This window comes from Kutzneria sp. 744 (assembly GCF_000568255.1).
Lineage (GTDB): Bacteria > Actinomycetota > Actinomycetes > Mycobacteriales > Pseudonocardiaceae > Kutzneria.
This window is the reverse complement of the sequence record NZ_KK037166.1, coordinates 3,289,350-3,307,881: the sequence shown is the minus strand read 5'-3', so window position 1 is coordinate 3,307,881 and position 18,532 is coordinate 3,289,350. Positions and strand designations below refer to the sequence as shown.

Here is an 18,532-nt window from a genome sequence, read left to right as displayed (position 1 = left end):
CAGAACCGCCAGCTCGTGCGCCTGCCCGTGCTTGACGGCCAGCTGGTCGCCGCCGGGATCGGGCCGCGGAGCTCCGGGCAGCCCGGCGGTCAGCGCCTGGTCGAGCACGCTCCGGTGCTCGCACTCAAGCAGGTCGGCCAGGTCCGTTGGGGTGAACATCGCCGGCACAGTCTTCCACAGCGGGAGATCAACCAGCGGTTGCCACGCGCGCGGCCTCCTCGGCGAGTCGCGCCGCCAGTTTCGGGTCGGGATCCAGGCTGAACACCGTCAGAACCAGGTTGCCGCAGCGCACCACCATCTCGATGCCGTGGCTGCCCCGCACCTCGGTGGTCTGGTCGCACGGCCCGTCGACGGTGCGCGCGGCGCCGCCGACGGCGGCGACGGACAGCGCGAACTCCCGTTTCGACGTCTCGATGTCACCGTCGCCGACGTACGCGTCGATCGCGATGAACAGGATCGGCAGCGGCCCGTGGGTCTGGGACCACTCGCAGCCGTTGACGGTCGCCTCGCTGAAGGTGACCCCGGGCGGCCCGTCGATGAACGGCGCGATCCGGGCCAGCGCCTCGCGGGGCAGCAGTGCGCACGCCGACACGTGGCGGAACTGCGGCTCCGGCGGCGGGCCGGCCAACACGGGGGTCAGCAGCCCGAGCCCGATGGCGGCGATCGACGCGACGGACAGCCACGCCAGCTGCGTGATCCGCTGCGGCGACAGGCGGTTGCGGCCACGCGTCGACGACGTGCCCAGGCCGACGGCCAGCGATATGACGGCAATCGTTGACACGACAAGCCATTCGCGGGCGCCGAAGCCGTGCTGCCACCAGCTCGTGTCCCACGACTTGCGGATCGTCCAGCACAGCATGAAGGCCAGGGGAGTCAGGGTGGCCGCCGCTATCCGGATGCGACGGCCGCTCGACGTCGCCAGCACGACCTCGGCCAACGGCAGCAGACAGCCCAAAGCCAGACCGAGGCTCAAGGTGATCGTCCGGTGATACGTGGCGGGCTTGATGTTCCAGGTTTGTTCCAGCCAGGCCATCGCCGCCACGGCCAGCGCGCAGGCGACCATGGCCCCGAGGATTTCCCTTGTCCAGCGGGGTTTCACGCCGGGAACGTGAGCGAGCACCGGATACACCAGGCCGGCCCGCAACAGCTCGGCCGCGAGCGTCGACCCGGTCGAAGTCCGCTTGCGCAAGGGTTTGTGCTGCGCCGCGAGCTCGTCCGCGGCGTAGCTGCGGAGGTCGGCATGGGGCCGGAACGGCAACAATGCGGGGATCGGCCCATCGCTCGCGTCCAGTTGGTCGAGCACGAACTGCGCCGTCGCGCTTCCGGGCTGTTGAGCCAAACGCGCTCGCTGTGAGGACGCGTACCCCGCCCGTGACCGGAGGAGTTGATCGTGCAGACTGTGCCGGAACCCGGCGGTCCCGACACGGTGTCGCAGCCAGGTCTCGACGCCGAGCCAGCCGGCAACGGCCGCCAGAAGCGGCGCGAACGCCGGCAGCCGCACCGCCAGTGCGGCCAGGGCCAGCGTCGCCGCCAGGCCGGCCACGGCGGTCCCGGTGCTGATCGGACGCCTTGTCGCCATGCGAGCATGATCCTCGTCGACGAGATCGTCTTGGTCTTATTTTAAGGCGTGTATTGACGCCCCTCTGTGACCCCCATAACATTCGGCCTCGTCGGGGCCGCCAACTCAGACCTGTCCTCTCCCAGCGAAGCAGGAGGGCCCTGTGACCCCTGTGCGTACCACCGCGCTCGCCGCGGCGGTCGTGACCCTGTCCGCGACCGCCATGACCTTCGGCATGGTGCCCGCGGCCAGTGCCGCGGTGTCTCCCGGCACCTACACCGTCACCAACGCGGGCAGCGGAAAGTGCGTCGACGCGCGCTCCGCCGCCACCGCCAACGACACCGCCGTGCAGCAGTACACCTGCAACGGCACCGCAGCCCAGTCGTGGACGTTCACCGCCACCGACTCCGGCTACTACCAGGTCGGCGCCTCGACCGCGACCGCCCAGGTCTGGGACGTCGCCGACGTGTCGACCGCCGACTCGGCGGTGGTCCACCTGTGGACCTACGGCGGCGGCGCCAACCAGCAGTGGCAGCCGGTCGACGAGGGCAACGGCAACTACCACTTCATCAACCGCAACAGTGGCAAGTGCCTCGACGTGCCCGGCGCGTCCGTGAACGACAGCGTGCAGCTGCAGCAGTACACCTGCAACGGCTCCGCCGCGCAGACGTTCTCGCTCAGCGGCGGCGGCACCACGCCTCCGCCGCCGCCCCCGCCCGGCACCCCGGACTTCGGCCCGAACGTGTCGGTCTTCACGCCGTCCACGCCGCAGTCGACGATCCAGAACAAGCTCAACTCGGTGTTCAACCAGCAGCAGTCGGCCCAGTTCGGCACCGGCCGCTACGCGCTGCTGTTCACGCCCGGCACCTACAACGTGGATGCCAACGTCGGCTTCTACACCGAGGTCGCCGGCCTCGGCCTGACCCCCGGCCAGGTCACCATCAACGGCCAGGTGCACGTCGAGGCCGACTGGATGGGCGGCAACGCCACGTGCAACTTCTGGCGTGACGCCGAGGGCCTGACCATCAACCCGCCCGGCGGCACCAACACCTGGGCCGTGTCCCAGGCCGACCCGCTGCGCCGGGTGCAGGTCAACGGCAACCTGAAGCTGGACGACAACGGCTGGTCCTCCGGCGGCTTCCTGGCCGACTCCCGGGTCACCGGCCAGGTGATCTCCGGCTCGCAGCAGCAGTGGCTGTCGCGCAACGACCAGATCGGCAGCTGGAACGGCCAGAACTGGAACATGGTGTTCTCCGGCGTGCAGGGCGCGCCCGGCAACACGTTCCCGAACCCGCCGTACACCACGCTGAACACCAGCCCGGTGATCGCCGAGAAGCCGTACCTGTACGTCGACGGCAGCGGCAACTACAGCGTGTTCGTGCCGGCGCTGCGCACCAACAGCTCGGGCACCTCGTGGGCAGGAGGCAACCCGGCCGGCACCTCGCTGCCGATGAGCGGCTTCTACATCGTCAAGCAGGGCGACACCGCCTCGACGATCAACGCCGCCCTGGCGGCCGGCAAGAACCTGATCGTCACGCCGGGCATCTACCACCTCAACCAGACGCTGAACGTGACGCGTCCGGACACCGTGGTGCTGGGCCTGGGCGTCGCGACCTTCGTGCCGGACAACGGCATCACCGCCATCCAGGTGGCCGACGTCAACGGCGTGAAGATCGCCGGCCTGCTGATGGACGGCGGCACGGTCAACTCGCAGCAGCTGCTGCAGGTCGGCCCGAACGGCGCGTCGGCGGATCACTCCGCCGACCCGACCGTGCTGTCCGACGTGCACTTCCGCCTCGGCGGCGCCACCGTCGGCAAGGCCACCCGGTCGCTGGTGGTCAACAGCAACAACGTGATCACCGACGACACCTGGATCTGGCGGGCCGACCACGACGACAACAACGGGACCTCGGGCTGGAACACCAACACCGGCGCCAACGGCCTCGTCGTGAACGGCAACAACGTCACCGCGTACGGCCTGTTCGCCGAGCACTACCAGCAGTACCAGGTGATCTGGAACGGCAACGGCGGCAAGACGATCTTCTACCAGAGCGAGATGCCCTACGACGTGCCCAACCAGAGCGCGTACATGAACGGCTCGACCCAGGGCTGGGCTTCGTACAAGGTGGGCGCCAACGTCACCAGCCACGAGGCCTGGGGGATGGGCGTGTACGCCTTCTTCAACACCAACCCGAGCGTGGTCAACTACCACTCGTTCGAGGCGCCGCAGAACGGCAACGTCAAGTTCCACAACATCCTTGACCTGTCGCTGGGCAACAAGGGGTCCATCACCCACGTCATCAACGACACCGGTGCGCAGACCCCGACCAACACCAGCCCGGTGAACATCGTCAGCTACCCGTGATGATCGCGGTTCGCTGAACCACCGGAGCCGATGCAGGGAAGGACGCCTTACCCTCGTTCAACGAGGGTAAGGCGTCCTTCCCTGCATAACGGGGTGACGTAGGGTGAGTGGCGAGATGAGACGTCGCGCCAAGCCCCCGCTGCCCCAGCGCCTCGGCCTCGACCCGGTGCGCATGCGGATGCCGGCCGAGGGGCCGTGGCGGACCTTGCGTGAGCACCTGGTGTTCCGGCTGCCGCGGGTGGATCCCGAGCGCATCGACGAGATGCTGCGGGAGCGCCGGATCGTCGACCTCGACGGACCGCTGGGCCCGGACGCGCCGTTCGTGCCGGACGGGGTGATCTGGTTCCACCGGGACCTGCCGGTGGAGACGCCGGTGCCGTTCGAGATCGGCATCGTGCACCGCGACGAGGATCTGCTCGTGGTGGACAAACCCCACTTCCTGGCCACGATCCCCCGTGGACAGCACATCGCCGAGACGGCGCTGGTGCGGCTGCGGCGGGAGCTGGATCTGCCGGACCTGGTGCCGGCACACCGTTTGGACCGGGTCACGGCCGGCCTGGTGATGTTCGTGATCACACCTCAGGTTCGCGGCCGGTACCAGACGTTGTTCCGGGATCGGTTGGTGCACAAGGAATACGAGGCGATCGCCGGCTACGACCCCGATGTGGTCCTGCCGACGACCGTCCACAGTCGGATTGTCAAGGAGAAGGGCGTTATCGTCGCTCAGGAGGTGCCCGGCGAGTCCAATGCGGAGACCGTTGTGGACCTTGTCGAGCAACGCGGCGGCCTCGGTCGGTACCGGCTTTCCCCGCGCACCGGCCGCACTCACCAGCTCCGCCTGCACATGGCCGGGCTCGGTGTTCCGATCCTGAACGACGACTTCTACCCGGTGCTCACCGAGAAACCGTTGGACGACTTCACGAATCCACTCCAGCTGCTGGCCAAGACGCTGGAGTTCCGGGATCCGCTGTCCGGAGAGCACCGTCGCTTCGAGAGCCGGCTGCGCCTGTCGGCCTGGTCCTGACCGTCGATTCGATTGCCCATTCAACGATACCGGCGCGTGTCGGTATTCGGTGGCCTGCATAACGCGCGTCCGGTATTCCGGCCTTTCGGGACGCCGGCGTTCCGTGTGGTCGGAACCCGATGGGAGCGTGGCGGCGCCCTCCCGGCCCCCGGTGTGCCCGGGACGGATCCATGGCCACCCCGCCGCCGCGGCAGGAGCCCCGAGGCCGCCCGCACAGCGGGCCGCATCCCGGCCACCCTCGGCGGTCGCCGCTGGTCACCCGCCTGTCCCGGTGGCGCTCGGTGATCATCGCAGGTCCCGTGCGTCACCGCCGAAGCGGTGATGTGGCGTTATCGTCACTCGTTTCACTCGGTCTTGTCGTCCGGGTAATGTCTTCCGATGTCCGATACGCCACAGCCGGGAGAGAGGGGCCGCGTTGGCGACGGCTTCGACGAGTTCGACGCGAGACCTGTGCACGCACCGATCGAAAATAGGTTCGCACCGGTCGCCCGTTCCGGGCTGACAACGTTGTCATTTCATTGGGCGACAGCGCTGCGTCATCGCGGTTGAATGCTGAATCACCGGGTGGGCGGTATGGGGCCGTCGGCGTCGTCATATAGCGTCTGAGCGCACGTGTGACCGACCACTGTAGACGGTCTGCCGTGGTCGGTGCTGGTCGCCGGTCTACTTCGTCACGAGGCCACCGTGGTTCGCACGGGAGGCTTGTTTTCGCGCGTCGTTTGACATCGAAGTGGGGCTCGAGCAGGAGGTGCCGGTGGGCGCGACCCGTCAGCCGCGGCATGAGTTCATTCCGGTGGCCGTCGTCGGACTCGGGTGCAGATTCGCTCCCGATCTGCACTCGGTCGCGGATTTCTGGTCGTTCGTCATGGGCGGCGGCAATGCCGTCTCCGCTATGCCGGCGAAACGTCTCCAGCCGTATGTCGAGGGCAACCCGCAATTGGCGTCCGCCTTACGCAAGGCGTCGACGCGTGCCGCCTACCTCAACGACCTCGACGGGTTCGACGCCAATTTCTTCGGCATTTCTCCGCGTGAGGCCGAGGTGACCGATCCGCAGCAGCGGCTGTTTCTGGAAGTGGTGTGGGAGGCCCTCGAACACGCGGGTATCGACCCGCTTTCGCTCGGCGGAACCAACACCGGTGTCTATGCCGGCGTGACGTTCGCCGAATACGGCCGCCGCACGCTGGAGGACATGACCGATGTCGAGCCGTGGGCCGGCATGGGCAGCACCTACTACGCGGTGGCCAACCGCGTGTCGTACTTCCTCAACCTGTTCGGCGAGAGCCTCGCGGTCGACACGGCCTGCGCCTCCTCGCTGACGGCCGTGGATCTCGCCTGTGAGCGGCTGGCCGCCGGCCGCATCTCGGCGGCGATTGTGGGCGGCGTCAGCGTGCTGCCGACCCCGCACGGCTTCGTCGCGCTGGACGAGATGGGCGCGACCTCCCCGGACGGGCGCTCCAAGTCGTTCTCGGCCGACGCCAACGGCTACGGGCGCGGCGAGGGCGCGGGCGCGGTGGTGCTCAAGCGCCTCGACGACGCCCTCGCGGCCGGCGACCGGGTGCTCGCGGTGATCAGGGCCAGCGTCTCCCGGCACGAGGGCCGCACTCAGGCGATCATGGTCCCCAGCACCGACCGCCAGTCGGCCATGCTGTCCGACGCCTACGAGCTCGCCGGCATCCTGCCCGAGGCCGTCGACTACGTGGAGGCCCACGGCACCGGCACGCCGGTCGGCGACCCGATCGAGGCCGCCGCGCTGGCCGATGTGGTCGGGCGTGGACGGCCGGCGGGGCAGCCGTGCCTGATCGGCTCCGTGAAGCCGAACATCGGGCACCTGGAGGCGGCCTCCGGCATCGCCGGCCTGATCAAGACCGTGCTGGCCGTGCACCACGGCGAGATCCCGCCCAGCGTTGGCGTCACAACGCCCAACCCGGAGATTCCCTGGGAGGACAACGGACTCCGGCTGGTCACCGAGCCGACCCCGTGGCCGCACAACGGCCTGCGCCGGGCCGGTGTGTCCTGCTACGGCTACGGCGGCGCCATCTCACACATCGTCGTCGAACAGGCCCCGGAGATCGCGGTTCCGGTCCGGGACGGCGTCTTCGAGACCGCCCTGCCGTTGTCGGCCCGCACCGAGGCGGCCTTACGCTCCAACGCGGCGAACCTGGCCGGCTGGCTGGAGTCCAACCCCGACAAGGACTTCTCCGCCGTCGCCGCCACGCTGGCCCGGCGGCGAGCCCACCTGTCCAGCCGCGCCGCCGTCGTGGGCGACCGTGACACCGTCCTTTCCGGACTGCGGGCCCTGGCCGCCGGCGACCCCGCGCCGGGCCTGGTTTCGGCCGAGACCATGGAGAATCCCGCGCCGGTGTGGGTGTTCTCCGGCTACGGCGGGCACTGGGTCGGTATGGGCCGAGAACTCGTCGCCGCCGAACCGGTTTTCGCCGCCGTGATCGACGAGCTGGACCCGATCTTCTTCGAGGAGTTGGGCGTCGGGGCGCACGCCCTGCTCGTCAGCGACGATCAGGAGCACGTCGACCACATGCAGGCGGCGACGTTCGCCATGCAGGTGGCCCTGGCCGCGCTGTGGCGTTCCTACGGCGTGGTCCCGGCCGCGGTCCTCGGCCAGTCGCTCGGCGAGTACGCCGCCGCCGTCGTATCGGGAGCGCTCACACTCTCCGACGCCGCCCGCAGCGTGTGCCGGCGGGCGATGATCATGCGCCGCGTCGAGGGGCAGGGCGCGATGGCGTTGGTGTACCTGGACTTCGACACGGTCGTCACGCGGCTCGCCGGCCGCGGGGACCTGGCCGCGGCCATCACCTCCTCGCCGACGTCCACAGTGGTCTCCGGGGACATCGACTCGGTCGTCGCCCTGATCGCGGAGTGCGAGGCCGAGGGGACCAAGGCGTTCCGCATCAACACGCCCGTCGCCTACCACAGCCACCACCTGAAGCCGTTGGGCGACGACGTGATCGCCGCGCTGTCCGACATCGAGGCCCGGCCGCAGACCCTGCCGGCCTACAACACGACGCTTCCCGACCCGCGGGCCGAGACGTCGAGGGACGCCCGGTTCTGGGCGGTCAACATGTACGAGATGTGCCGGTTCACCGCGGCCGTGGAGGCGGCGATCGAGGACGGGCACCGGCTGTTCCTCGAAGTCTCCCCGCACCCGCTGGTCGTGCACTCCGTCGGCGAGATGCTGGCCGGCGAGGGCGCCATCATCGGCACGTTGCGGCGCAACGAACCTGAGCCGAAGCAGTTCCTGACCGCCCTGGCGGCGCTGCACTGCCGGGGCGTGTCCGTCGACTGGAGCCGGGTCCACCCTGACCTGGCCCTGGTCGACCTGCCGACGAACGCCTGGCAGCACCGGCCGTACTGGCACACCGGCAAGGCCCGCTCGGCCGACGCCGGCCACGATCCCGACAGCCACACCCTGTTGGGCGCCATGGTCACCATCGGCGGCGGCAGCCCGACGCGGATGTGGCAGACCACTTTGGACGAAGACAGCCGGCCGTACCCGGGCGAGCATCCCGTGCACGGCGTGGAGATCGTGCCGGCGGCGGTGCTGCTCAACAGCTTCCTGGCCACCGGTGAGCTCACCGGGCTCACGGACGTGAACCTGCGGGTTCCGCTGGCGGTGGAGCCGAGTCGGGACGTGCAGGTGATCCGGCAGGGCGGCGTGCTGACCCTGGCCAGCCGTCCGCACGGTGAGGACGACGACAGCTGGCTCACCCACACCACGGCCGTCGCCTCGCACAGCCCATTGGAGGGTAACGACTTCCCGGACTTCGGGGCGTCGCGGGAGCGGTGCGCGACCGTGATGGACGGCACGGCCGTGCCGGAGCTGATGGCGGAGATGGGCGCCGATGGCCTCGGTTTCGACTGGCAGGCCACGGAACTGCGCAGCGGTGACGGCGAGATGTTCGCGCGCATGACCATGGGCGACGGGCCGCTGTCGTGGGCCCATGCCCTCGACGCGGCGGTCACGCTGACGCCGTTGGTGCTGCCGGACCGTGCCGTGCAACGAATGCCGGCGCACATCGAGCTGCTGTCGGTGGCCGATGCCTTGCCGCCCAACGAGATCCAGGTGTCGGCGCGGACCAACCCGGACTCGCCGCTCGACTCCGTCGACGTCTGGGTGGCCGACGCCGACGGCGCGCCGGTGGCGGTCGTGCACGGAGTTCGCTTCGGGTTGCTGGATTCCGTCGACGGCGGCGTGACGGACCCTCGGCGGTTGGTGCACGAGCTCGCCTGGCGGCCGCTGCCCGATCCGGAGCCGACGCACCGCATGGCCGACCCTCGCCTGGCCGTGATCATCAGTGACGACAACGAGTTCGTTCGCGAGATCTCTTCCCAGTTCGTCGTCGGCGGCCTGCGCTGCGTGCACGTGCGGGAACCCGAGGAGCTGACCGGCCTTCGTGGCGACTTCGACGTGCAGAGCGTCGTGCTGTTCGCGCCGGCGCTTCCGGGCGACTCGTTGGACGACGCGGTCGCCACCACTGCGTGGCGCTACACGCGAACCGTCCAGCGGCTCAACGGTTTGGGTGCGGCGGTCGAGCCTCGGCTGTGGTGCCTGACCCGTGGCGTGCGCGACGCCGTTGAGGCCTCGGCGGTCGCGCATGCGCCGCTGTGGGGCGCTGGCCGCGTCACCGCCAACGAGCATCCCGAGTTCTGGGGCGGCACCATCGATCTGACCAACGGCATCGAGGGCCTGCTGGGGCTGCTGCGCGCGGCCCCGCGCGACGACATCCTGTCGCTCGACGCCGGTGAGGTCGAGGTCGCTCGCTTGGCCGCGGTCGACCGGGCGCCCGACCGAACCCCCGTCGAACTCCGGGCCGACGCCACGTATCTCGTCACCGGCGGGCTCGGCGATCTCGGCCTGGAGGTCGCCGCCTGGCTGGTCGGCCGCGGCGCCCGCCGGCTCGTGCTGGCCGGCCGCACCCCGCTGCCGCCCCGCCGGGACTGGCCCCACGTCACGGATCCGATCGTCCGACGGCGACTGGACGCCATCGGCGCTCTGGAATCCCTCGGCGTGACAGTCCATCCCGTGGCGCTGGACATCGCCGACGCGGCCAAGACGGCCAAGGTGTTGGACTCCCTGGAGTTGCCGCCGATCCGCGGCGTCGTGCACGCCGCCGGCGTCCTGCACGACCAGCTGATCTCCCAGGTCGACCGCAGCAGCCTGAGCAAGGTGTTGCGGCCCAAGGTCTCCGGCGCGCTCGTGCTGCACGAGCTGTTCCCGCCCGGCTCCCTGGACTTCCTGGTGCTGTTCTCCTCGTGCGGGCAGGTCTTCCAGGTGCCCGGGCAGATCAGCTACGCCTCGGCCAACAGCGTGCTCGACGTGCTGGCCGCCCACCGTGGCGACAACACCCAGAGCCTGGCCTGGACCGCCTGGCGTGGTCGGGGCATGGCCGCCGACGCCGTCGAGGCCCTCGCCGCCGTCATGGCCGCCCAGGGCACCACCGACCTGTCCACTGTGGACGCTTTCCAGTGCTGGGAATGGGCCGAACGGTTCAGTTCCCCCTATCTGGCGGTCCTACCCTTGACCGCCATGGCCGCAGGGGAGCGACGGCTGCCGGTCTTCGGCGACCTCGCCACCGACGAGCCCTCGGCCGAGCCGGCCGAGCAGATGGACGAGCTCACCCTCGACCGCCTGTCCGACCTGGTCCTGACGGTCGTCGCCAACGAGCTGCGCCTGCCCGTCGCCGAGATGGACGCCCGCCGCCCGCTCACCGAGATGGGCATCGACTCGGTCATGAGCATCACCATCCGCGGCAAGCTCCAGAAGAAGCTGCCCGTCAGCCTGCCGGCCACGCTGCTGTGGACCTACCCGTCGGTGGCACGGATAGCGGAGTTCGTGGCGGGGCTGTTGGGGGTGGGGCAGCTGCATCCCGACCCGGTGTAGCGGTGGATGGAGATCCGGCGGAGGAGACGGGTGGGCGGAGTCTCCAACGCGACCACCGCCAAGGGGCGGGGCGGACCTTCGGCATGGGCTGGGGCACGCCGTGGGCAGAGCGGTGCGCGGGTGGGGACTGGAGTCAGCCCGCCGGCGCAACACGCCGTGTGGGATGTGAAGGCGGATCTGCTCGCACACAGCGGTGTGAGGGCGGACTTGGTGGCGGCCCGCCCCCGTCACCACATCCCCCGACTACGCGGGCGCGCCCTCGGGGATCTTGGTCATGGCGTGCTCGATCAGCTTGATCAGGGCCAGCTTGCTGGAGTCGCGCTGCCGGGCGTCGGCGTTGACGATCGGCACGCCCTCCTTGATGGCCAGGGCGGAGCGGATCTCGTCGGGCTCGTAGTGGTGGGAGCCGTCGAAGTTGTTCACGGCCACGATGAACGGCACCTCGCGGCGTTCGAAGAAGTCGATGGCGGCGAAGCTGGTGTCCAGGCGGCGGGTGTCGATCAGCACGATGGCCCCGATGGCGCCGCGGGCCAGCTCGTCCCACATGAACCAGAAGCGGTCCTGGCCGGGCGTGCCGAACAGGTAGAGCACCAGCCGGGGGCTGATGGTGATGCGGCCGAAGTCCAGGGCCACGGTGGTGGTGGTCTTGCCCTCGATGCCGGCGAGGTCGTCCACCCCGGTGCTGGCCTCGGTCAGCAGCTCCTCGGTGCTCAGCGGCGGGATCTCGCTGACCGACGCCACCAGGGTGGTCTTGCCGACGCCGAAGCCACCGGCCACCAGGATCTTCACCGACTCGGGGACCACAGTCGATGACTGGTTAGAGTGCACGGACACCATCGAGAACCGCCTGAAGTAGTTCCCGGCCCGGCGCGCGCAGCGCCTGGGCGGGAGGACGGACAACAACGTCACCCCGGTCGATCAGGTCGCTGATCAGCACCTTGACCACGACCAGGGGGACGTTGACGTAGTGGGCGATCTCGGCCACCGACAGTGCCCGGTGGCACATCTCCAGGATCGCGTGCTGCTCGGGGCCGATGCCCACCCGCTCGACGGTGGACGGCACGGTCACCACCTGCGTGGCCACGTCCAGCCACGATGCTCCCGGCCGCGTCCGGCCGCCCGTCATCGCGTACGGGCGGACCAGCGGGCCCGCTGCCTCGTCGAACCACTCGGCGTCGTTGTCGGCCATCGCTACGCCCTCTGCCCACTGTCAGCCGTCGCCGCCTCGGGATTGCGCGGCGCCGAGCTGAGGTACACGCCGACCTGCTTGACCAGCAGGTTCATCTCGTACGCGATCAGCCCGACATCGGCGCTCTCCACCGCCAGCACGGCGAGGCACGCGCCCCGGCCGGCCGCGGTCACGAAGAGGAAGGCGTGCTCCATCTCGACGATGGTCTGGCGGACCTGGCCGCCCCCGAAGTGCCGGCCGGCGCCTCTGGCCAGACTCTGGAAGGCCGAGGCCATCGCGGACAGCTGGTCGGAGTCGTCCCTGGACAGCCCGTCGGACTTGCCGATGAGCAGGCCGTCGGCCGAGAGCACGACGGCGTGCCTGGCGTCCACCACCCGCTCGACCAGGTTGTCCAGCAGCCAGTTCAGATCCGTTTCCGAATGCGCCTTGTCGTTCATCAGGTCCTGACTTCCCTGTTCCTACGCTCGAGAGTCCGGGTACTCGCCCGCTTGACGGCCTTTCAGCGAACCCGCCTGGTACGCCGACATGGTGTGCCGGATCTCCTCCGGCGACCGGATGTCGTCGTCCATCTCCAGCTCGGGCTCGTCGTCGAGATCGCCGCGCAGCTGCGGCGCCAGGCTGTTCTGGGGCTGCCGCTGGGGCAGCACCGGTCGGATCGTGGGCACGACGGGCGGCGGGGCCTCGTCCACGTCCTCCGCTTCGGGCCAGCGGGTCACGCCGGTCGGGACCGGCAGCGAGTAGGAGCCGCCGCTGGGCGTGAGTCGCTCGGCGATGTCGGCGCCGGGCGGGATGGGGTCCAGTGCACCGTGAAGACTCTCGGTGGTCTGAACCTTGTCCGCAAGACGCGAACGGCTCAGTGCCCAGAACTCGTCGAGTTCGGAGCTGTCCGACTCGACGGCGGCCACCCCGGACTCGGCGGCGGCCACCTGCTGCTGGTGGGTGAGCTGCACCGTCTCCGGGCCGCGGTCGACAGGTCCGCCGCTGGCCAGCACGGACGAGGGCAGCAGCACGATGGCCCGGGTGCCGCCGTAGGGCGAGACCCGGAACTCCACGTTGATCTCCAGCCGGTTGGCCAGCCGCGCGATCACGAACAGGCCGAGGCGGGAGTCGCTCTTGAGCGCCATGGCGTCGAACTCGGGGGACTCGGCCATCATCCGGTTGGCCCGGTCCCGGTCCTCCTCGCTCATGCCCAGGCCCTGGTCCTCGACCTCGACCACGGCGCCGCGCGCCACCAGGGTGCTGCTGACCAGCACCTGGGAGCGTGGCGGGGAGAACGAGGTGGCGTTGTCGACCAGCTCGGCGATCAGGTGGATGGTGTCGGCGACGGCCGAGCCGACGACCGACACGTCCGGGCCGCGCTCGACCTGGACCCGGTGGTACAGCTCGGTCTCCGACACGGCGGCCCGCAGCACGTCGACCAGCTTGACCGGCTTGCGCCAGCGCCGGCCGGGCAGCTCGCCGCCCAGGATGATCAGGTTCTCCGCGTTGCGCCGGGCCCGGGTGGCCAGGTGGTCGAGCTGGAAGAGCCGCTCCAGCTGCTGCGGGTTCTCCTCGCCACGTTCCATGGTGTCCAGGATCTTCAGCTGGCGGTGGACCAGCCCTTGGTTGCGGTGGGCGATGCTGAGGAACACGTTGTGCACACCGTCGCGGGCCTGTGCCTCGGTGACGGCCGCGGTGACGGCGGTGTACTGGGCGGCGTTGAACGCGTCGGCCACCTGGCCGATCTCGTCCCGGCCGTAGTCCAGGTCGGGCAGCTCGGCCCGCACGTTCACGGTCTGGCCCTCGCGCAGCCGCCGCACGATGTCGGGCAGCCGGTGCTGGGCCAGCTGCAGCGCCTCCTCCCGCAGCCGGGCCAGGCGGGTGACCAGGGTCCGGTCGACCAGGGTCCGGGACACCCGGACCGCGGCCACGATGGCGCCGATGGCCGCGATCAGGGCGACGATGGAGCCGATGACCACCAGCGTCAGCTGCTGGTTGGCGTCGTCGATGGCCTGGGTGGAGACCTCGTTGGCGTTGGAGATGGTCAGCTCGGTGAGCTGGTCGAGGACCTGGGTGGACAGCGTGTTCCAGCTGGCCTCGCCGATCGGCACGCCGGTCGCGCCCTTTGTCCACACGCCGTGCTCGATCAGGGCGTTCTCGGCCGCCACCAGCTGCTTGTAGGCGTCGCCGTCGAACAGGGCCTGGAACTTGCCGCGGATGTCGGGCCGCAGGAACGGCACCGACTTGTCCAGCTCGGAGTGGTAGGTGCCGACCAGGTTGGTGAAGGCCCGGAAGTCCTCGGGGGTCAGCGAGTTGGTCGCGAAGCCGGCCGCGACCAGGGCCGCACCGCGGGACATCTGGTCGGTGGCCCGGAAGACCTCGGTGGTGGTCGCGCCGTCCAGCGCGACGGTCACCACCGGAAGAATGCGGCCCTGGGTGTCGAACAGGCTCGACGCGTTGTCCAGGAGCGTGTTGTAAAAGGTATAGACCTCAGCCTTGTCGATACTCTTCGTGTCGATCTGTGCACGGATCTTGGGTAGCTGGTCGATGCTCGCGTAGAGCTTCTGCGCGCTCTGCACGACCTCGACCGGCGCGCTCGCGAGCACGGCCTCGGATGCCGTCCGCATCGCCGCGAAGGACTGGTCGGTCTGCTGCTGTTGGTTGTGCAGCTCGGCCGTGCCGGTGGCCGGTTTGCCCAGATAGGCCATGCCGAGCTGGCGCTCTTTCTCGGCCGAGACCAGGCCCGTCACGGCGGGAATGGAGATGTCGCGCACGCTGGAGACGACGGCTTTCACGTAGAATGCGTCGAACACCAGGTAGGCCGCGCCGGCCGTCCATAGCACGATCAGCGTGATGCTGGGGATCAATACCGCGCCGACAAGTCGTGACCGGATCGACTTGTCGTCTTTGCTGGAATCACTCTTGTTCTTCACGGCGCTCCATGACCGACCCCGTGGACGTGCAGGTGGTCTCTGTCGGCTTCGACTGGTCCGGTTCTACGACAGCTGTTCCTACCTGGTGCATAAGCCTTCGACTCGCGGGCGCGGGACGATCGCACGCTTGCTGTTGATCTTCCCGCGGCCGAGAAACTTAGCAGATCCGCGAACGCCGCCCAATGGGCCTCCGGACGCCCATCAGGGCATTCGCTGGCTACTGCGATGAACGTACAGCACCTTGCGCCGAACGGTCGCTCCGGGTTGGGTCGCGCTATCGCATTCCGGCAAGAACTGCACTCCACCGCTCCGCCGGTTCACTCCTTCGGCGGTGTTCGGGCAAAGATCAACATGGGTAAAGGGAAAGGTGGCTTGTTCTGGTTGACAGCCATCGTTCGCAGCCGCTATACGCCCGCCGCGAGAGTGTCGAGAATGGCCTGGCCGTACTTCGCCAGCTTGTTCTCGCCGACACCGCTCACCGTGCCCAGTTCCGCCAGCGAGCTCGGGGCCTGGGTCGCGATCTGACGCAGCGTAGCGTCATGGAAGATCACATAGGCGGGCACTCCCTGCTCACGCGCGGTTGCAGCGCGCCACGAACGCAATTGTTCGAAGATCGGCGCGGCCTCGGCCGGCAATTCCGCGGCGGCCGCTGCCGCTTTGGCGGTTCGGGCGGCCTTGGGCGGCTTGGCGGCGTTCTCCCGGCGCAACCGGACCTCGCGCTTGCGCCCGAGCACGTCCCCACTGGCCTCGGTCAGCGACAGCGTCCCGTAGTCGCCCTCCACCGCCAGCAGCCCCTGGGCCAGCAGCTGCCGGGTGACGCCGCGCCACTCCGACTCGTTGAGCTCGGCGCCGATGCCGAACACCGTCAGGCCGTCGTGGTCGTGCTGGATGACCTTGGCCGTCTTGCGGCCCAGCAGGATGTCGATCACCTGCCCGGCGCCGAAGCGCTGCCGCCGCTCCTTGTCCAGCCGGAACACCGCCGACAGGAACTTCTGCGCGGCAACGGTTCCGTCCCACGACTCCGGCGGCGTCAGGCAGGTGTCGCAGTTGCCGCAGCGCTCGGTCAGCGTCTCGCCGAAGTAGGCCAGCAGGCCGCCGCGCCGGCACTCCACCGACTCGCACAGCGCCAGCATCGCGTCCAGGTGCTGCCCGAGCCGTCGCCGGTGCGTGTCGTCGCCCTCGGAGGTGTCGATCATCTTGCGCTGCTGGATCACGTCCTGAAGGCCGTAGGCCAGCCACGCCGTGGACGGCAGGCCGTCGCGGCCGGCACGGCCGGTCTCCTGGTAGTAGCCCTCGACCGACTTCGGCAGGTCCAGGTGAGCCACGAAGCGCACGTCCGGCTTGTCGATGCCCATGCCGAAGGCGATGGTCGCGACCATGACCCGGCCGTCCTCGCGCAGGAACCGGGACTGGTTCTCGGCGCGGGTCCTCGCGTCCAGCCCCGCGTGGTACGGCAGTGCCGCGATTCCTTGCTCCGTCAACCACTCCGCGGTTTTGTCCACAGAGGACCGGGACAGGCAGTAGACGATGCCGGCGTCGCCCTGGTGCTCAGTGCGCAGCAGCTCCAGCAGCTGCCGCTTGGGCTCGTTCTTCGGCACGATCCGGTACTGGATGTTGGGCCGGTCGAAGCTGGAGACGAAGTGCCGGGCCTGCTCCAGGTTGAGCCGGCTGGCGATCTCCTTGCGGGTGGCCTCCGTCGCGGTGGCGGTCAGCGCGATCCGCGGGATGTCCGGCCACCGCTCGTGCAGGTGGGACAGCTGGAGGTAGTCCGGCCGGAAGTCGTGCCCCCACTGGGAGACACAGTGCGCCTCGTCGATGGCGAACAGCGCGATCTTGCCCCGCTCCAGCAGCCGCGGCGTGGACTCCATGCGCAGCCGCTCCGGCGCCAGGTAGAGCAGGTCGAGCTCGCCGGCGACGTAGAGCGCCTCCACCATCTGGCGCTCGCCCGGATCCTGGGTGGAGTTCAGGAAACCGGCCCGCACGCCCAGCGCGTTGAGCGCGTCCACCTGGTCCTGCATCAGCGCGATCAGGGGCGAGACGACGATCCCCACGCCGTCACGGACCAGCGCGGGGATCTGGTAGCACAGGGACTTTCCACCACCGGTGGGCATCAGCACCAGCGCGTCACCGCCGGCCACGACGTGCTCCACGATGTCCTGTTGGTCGCCGCGGAACGAGTCGTAGCCGAAGACGGTGCGCAGTACCTGAGCCGGATCACTCACGCCGCCCGAGTGTAGTCCGGCAGCTGGAGCGAGTCGGCGGAGCGGTTGACCAGCCAGGTCAGCAGACCGGTCATGGGCTTGGTGTTGAGCACGCGGTAGACGTACTTGCGGTTGCGGATGCTGCGGTCGCTGCCCGGCGCGAAGAAGCCGCCGGACTGCTTGGCCTGGTTCTGGCCCATCTTCGCGGTCGGCCGGATGACCTCCTCGAACGCCTCGAAAGCCGCGCTGTAGCTGGACTTCGTGGCCAGCTCGCCGGCCAGCACGTAGCCGCCGATCATGCCGAGGCCGGTGCCGCCGCTGCCCGGGCCGCCGGCCCACGCCGCGTCGCCGACGAGCACGACACGGCCCTTGGACCACTTGTCAAGCCGGATCTGGGTGAGCGAGTCGAAGAACAGCGTGTCGGTCCTGGCCAGCCCGTCGAGGATGGTCGGGACCTCCCAGCCGGCGTCCCGGAACCTGTCGATCAGGATGCGCTTCTGCTGCTCGACGTCGTGCCGGTCGTAGGTCAGCGGCTCGGAGGCGAAGTACATGGCCACGCCCATGGTGTCCTGGTCGAGGTGGCTGGTGACCATGACGCCGAGGTTGGGCTCGGAGTACATCTGGCCGTCGTGGTCGAGGCCCAGGTGGTTGGGCACGGTGAAGTAGGCGACGTAGTAGCCGAGGTCGGTGGCGAAGTCCTGCTCGGGGCCGAAGGCCAGCGACCGCACGCCGGAGTGCGAGCCGTCCGCGCCGACGACCAGGTCGAACGTGCGCGGGGCGCCCTTCTGGAAGGTGACGTCGACGCCGCCGGCGTGCTCGGTCAACGAGGTGATCTTGTCGCCGAAGACGTACTCCACCTTGTCCTTGGTGTGTTCGTACAACACCCGGCTCAGGTCGCCCCGGGGGATCTCGACCTCGCCGCTCATCACCGCGGCCGGCACCTTGGCCTCGAAGCGGCCGTCGCGATCGACGATGGTCACGTCTCCCATCTGGGTGCTGAGAGCCTCGATCTGCGGCAGCACGCCCATCTTGCGCAGGATCTCCAGCTGCTCGCCGCGGAAGTCGACGGCCGAGCCGCCGGCCCGCAGGGTCGGGGCCTGCTCGACCACGGTGACCTCGAAGCCGTGGCGGTGCAGCCAGTAGGCGGTGGTCGGGCCGGCGATGCTCGCTCCGGAAACCAGGATCTTCGTCATTTCTGCCTCCTCGTTCGGTGTGTGGTCATACCGTCGCGTCCGGCGCTGACCGTTGACTGATCGCGCGCTGACCGCGGCGGACGAGGATCGTGGTGAGCGGTGCGCGGCCCGGTCAGCGAGGCCTGGACCTGCGGGAATGCGCTGACAGTGCCGGGTTGATTCTACGAGCCGGGTATGACAGGAACTGGCCGTCG

10 protein-coding genes are annotated in these 18,532 nt (G+C 69.4%); 3 read left to right on the top strand and 7 right to left on the bottom strand.

Annotated features, from left to right (window positions below):
- Positions 1-187: 187 nt before the first annotated feature.
- Positions 188-1,579, bottom strand: a complete 1,392-nt coding sequence (locus KUTG_RS14705; RefSeq protein WP_043717409.1) for a hypothetical protein — start codon at positions 1,577-1,579, stop codon at positions 188-190.
- 202 nt (positions 1,580-1,781) lie between these two features.
- Here KUTG_RS14705 and KUTG_RS14700 point away from each other — a divergent pair, with 202 nt between their 5' ends.
- The 3 genes from KUTG_RS14700 (at position 1,782) to KUTG_RS14690 (ending at position 10,843) form a co-directional block, all read left to right on the top strand.
- Positions 1,782-3,923: an RICIN domain-containing protein gene (locus tag KUTG_RS14700; RefSeq protein ID WP_052396590.1), complete on the top strand. Its 2,142-nt coding sequence runs from the start codon at positions 1,782-1,784 to the stop codon at positions 3,921-3,923.
- 115 nt (positions 3,924-4,038) lie between these two features.
- Positions 4,039-4,947, top strand: coding sequence for an RluA family pseudouridine synthase (locus KUTG_RS14695; protein WP_043717405.1), 909 nt, complete (start codon positions 4,039-4,041; stop codon positions 4,945-4,947).
- Positions 4,948-5,701: 754 nt separating this feature from the next.
- A complete protein-coding gene (locus KUTG_RS14690) occupies positions 5,702-10,843 on the top strand; it encodes a type I polyketide synthase (protein ID WP_063753718.1) in 5,142 nt (1,713 codons plus the stop codon).
- A 243-nt stretch (positions 10,844-11,086) separates the two neighbouring features.
- Here the strand turns inward: KUTG_RS14690 and KUTG_RS14685 are convergent, their stop codons facing one another.
- The 6 genes from KUTG_RS14685 to KUTG_RS14660 form a co-directional block, all read right to left on the bottom strand.
- Entirely contained in the window at positions 11,087-11,647 is a 561-nt protein-coding gene (locus KUTG_RS14685) for a GTP-binding protein (RefSeq protein ID WP_043717403.1), read from the bottom strand.
- 13 nt (positions 11,648-11,660) lie between these two features.
- Positions 11,661-12,032 carry a DUF742 domain-containing protein gene (locus KUTG_RS14680; RefSeq protein WP_043717401.1) on the bottom strand — a complete coding sequence of 124 codons (372 nt, stop codon included), beginning with the start codon at positions 12,030-12,032 and terminating at the stop codon, positions 11,661-11,663.
- Between the two features lie 2 nt (positions 12,033-12,034).
- Complete coding sequence (locus KUTG_RS14675) at positions 12,035-12,469, bottom strand: roadblock/LC7 domain-containing protein (RefSeq protein ID WP_043717399.1); 435 nt, start codon at positions 12,467-12,469, stop codon at positions 12,035-12,037.
- 21 nt (positions 12,470-12,490) lie between these two features.
- Entirely contained in the window at positions 12,491-14,944 is a 2,454-nt protein-coding gene (locus KUTG_RS14670; RefSeq protein ID WP_043717397.1) for a sensor histidine kinase, read from the bottom strand.
- Between the two features lie 404 nt (positions 14,945-15,348).
- Positions 15,349-17,166 (bottom strand): DNA helicase RecQ, encoded by a 1,818-nt coding sequence (gene recQ, locus KUTG_RS14665; protein ID WP_043717394.1) that lies wholly within the window; start codon positions 17,164-17,166, stop codon positions 15,349-15,351.
- Positions 17,163-18,338, bottom strand: a complete 1,176-nt coding sequence (locus tag KUTG_RS14660) for an FAD-dependent monooxygenase (RefSeq protein ID WP_043717392.1) — start codon at positions 18,336-18,338, stop codon at positions 17,163-17,165. The genes recQ and KUTG_RS14660 overlap by 4 nt, the downstream gene beginning before the upstream one ends.
- Positions 18,339-18,532: the final 194 nt, after the last annotated feature.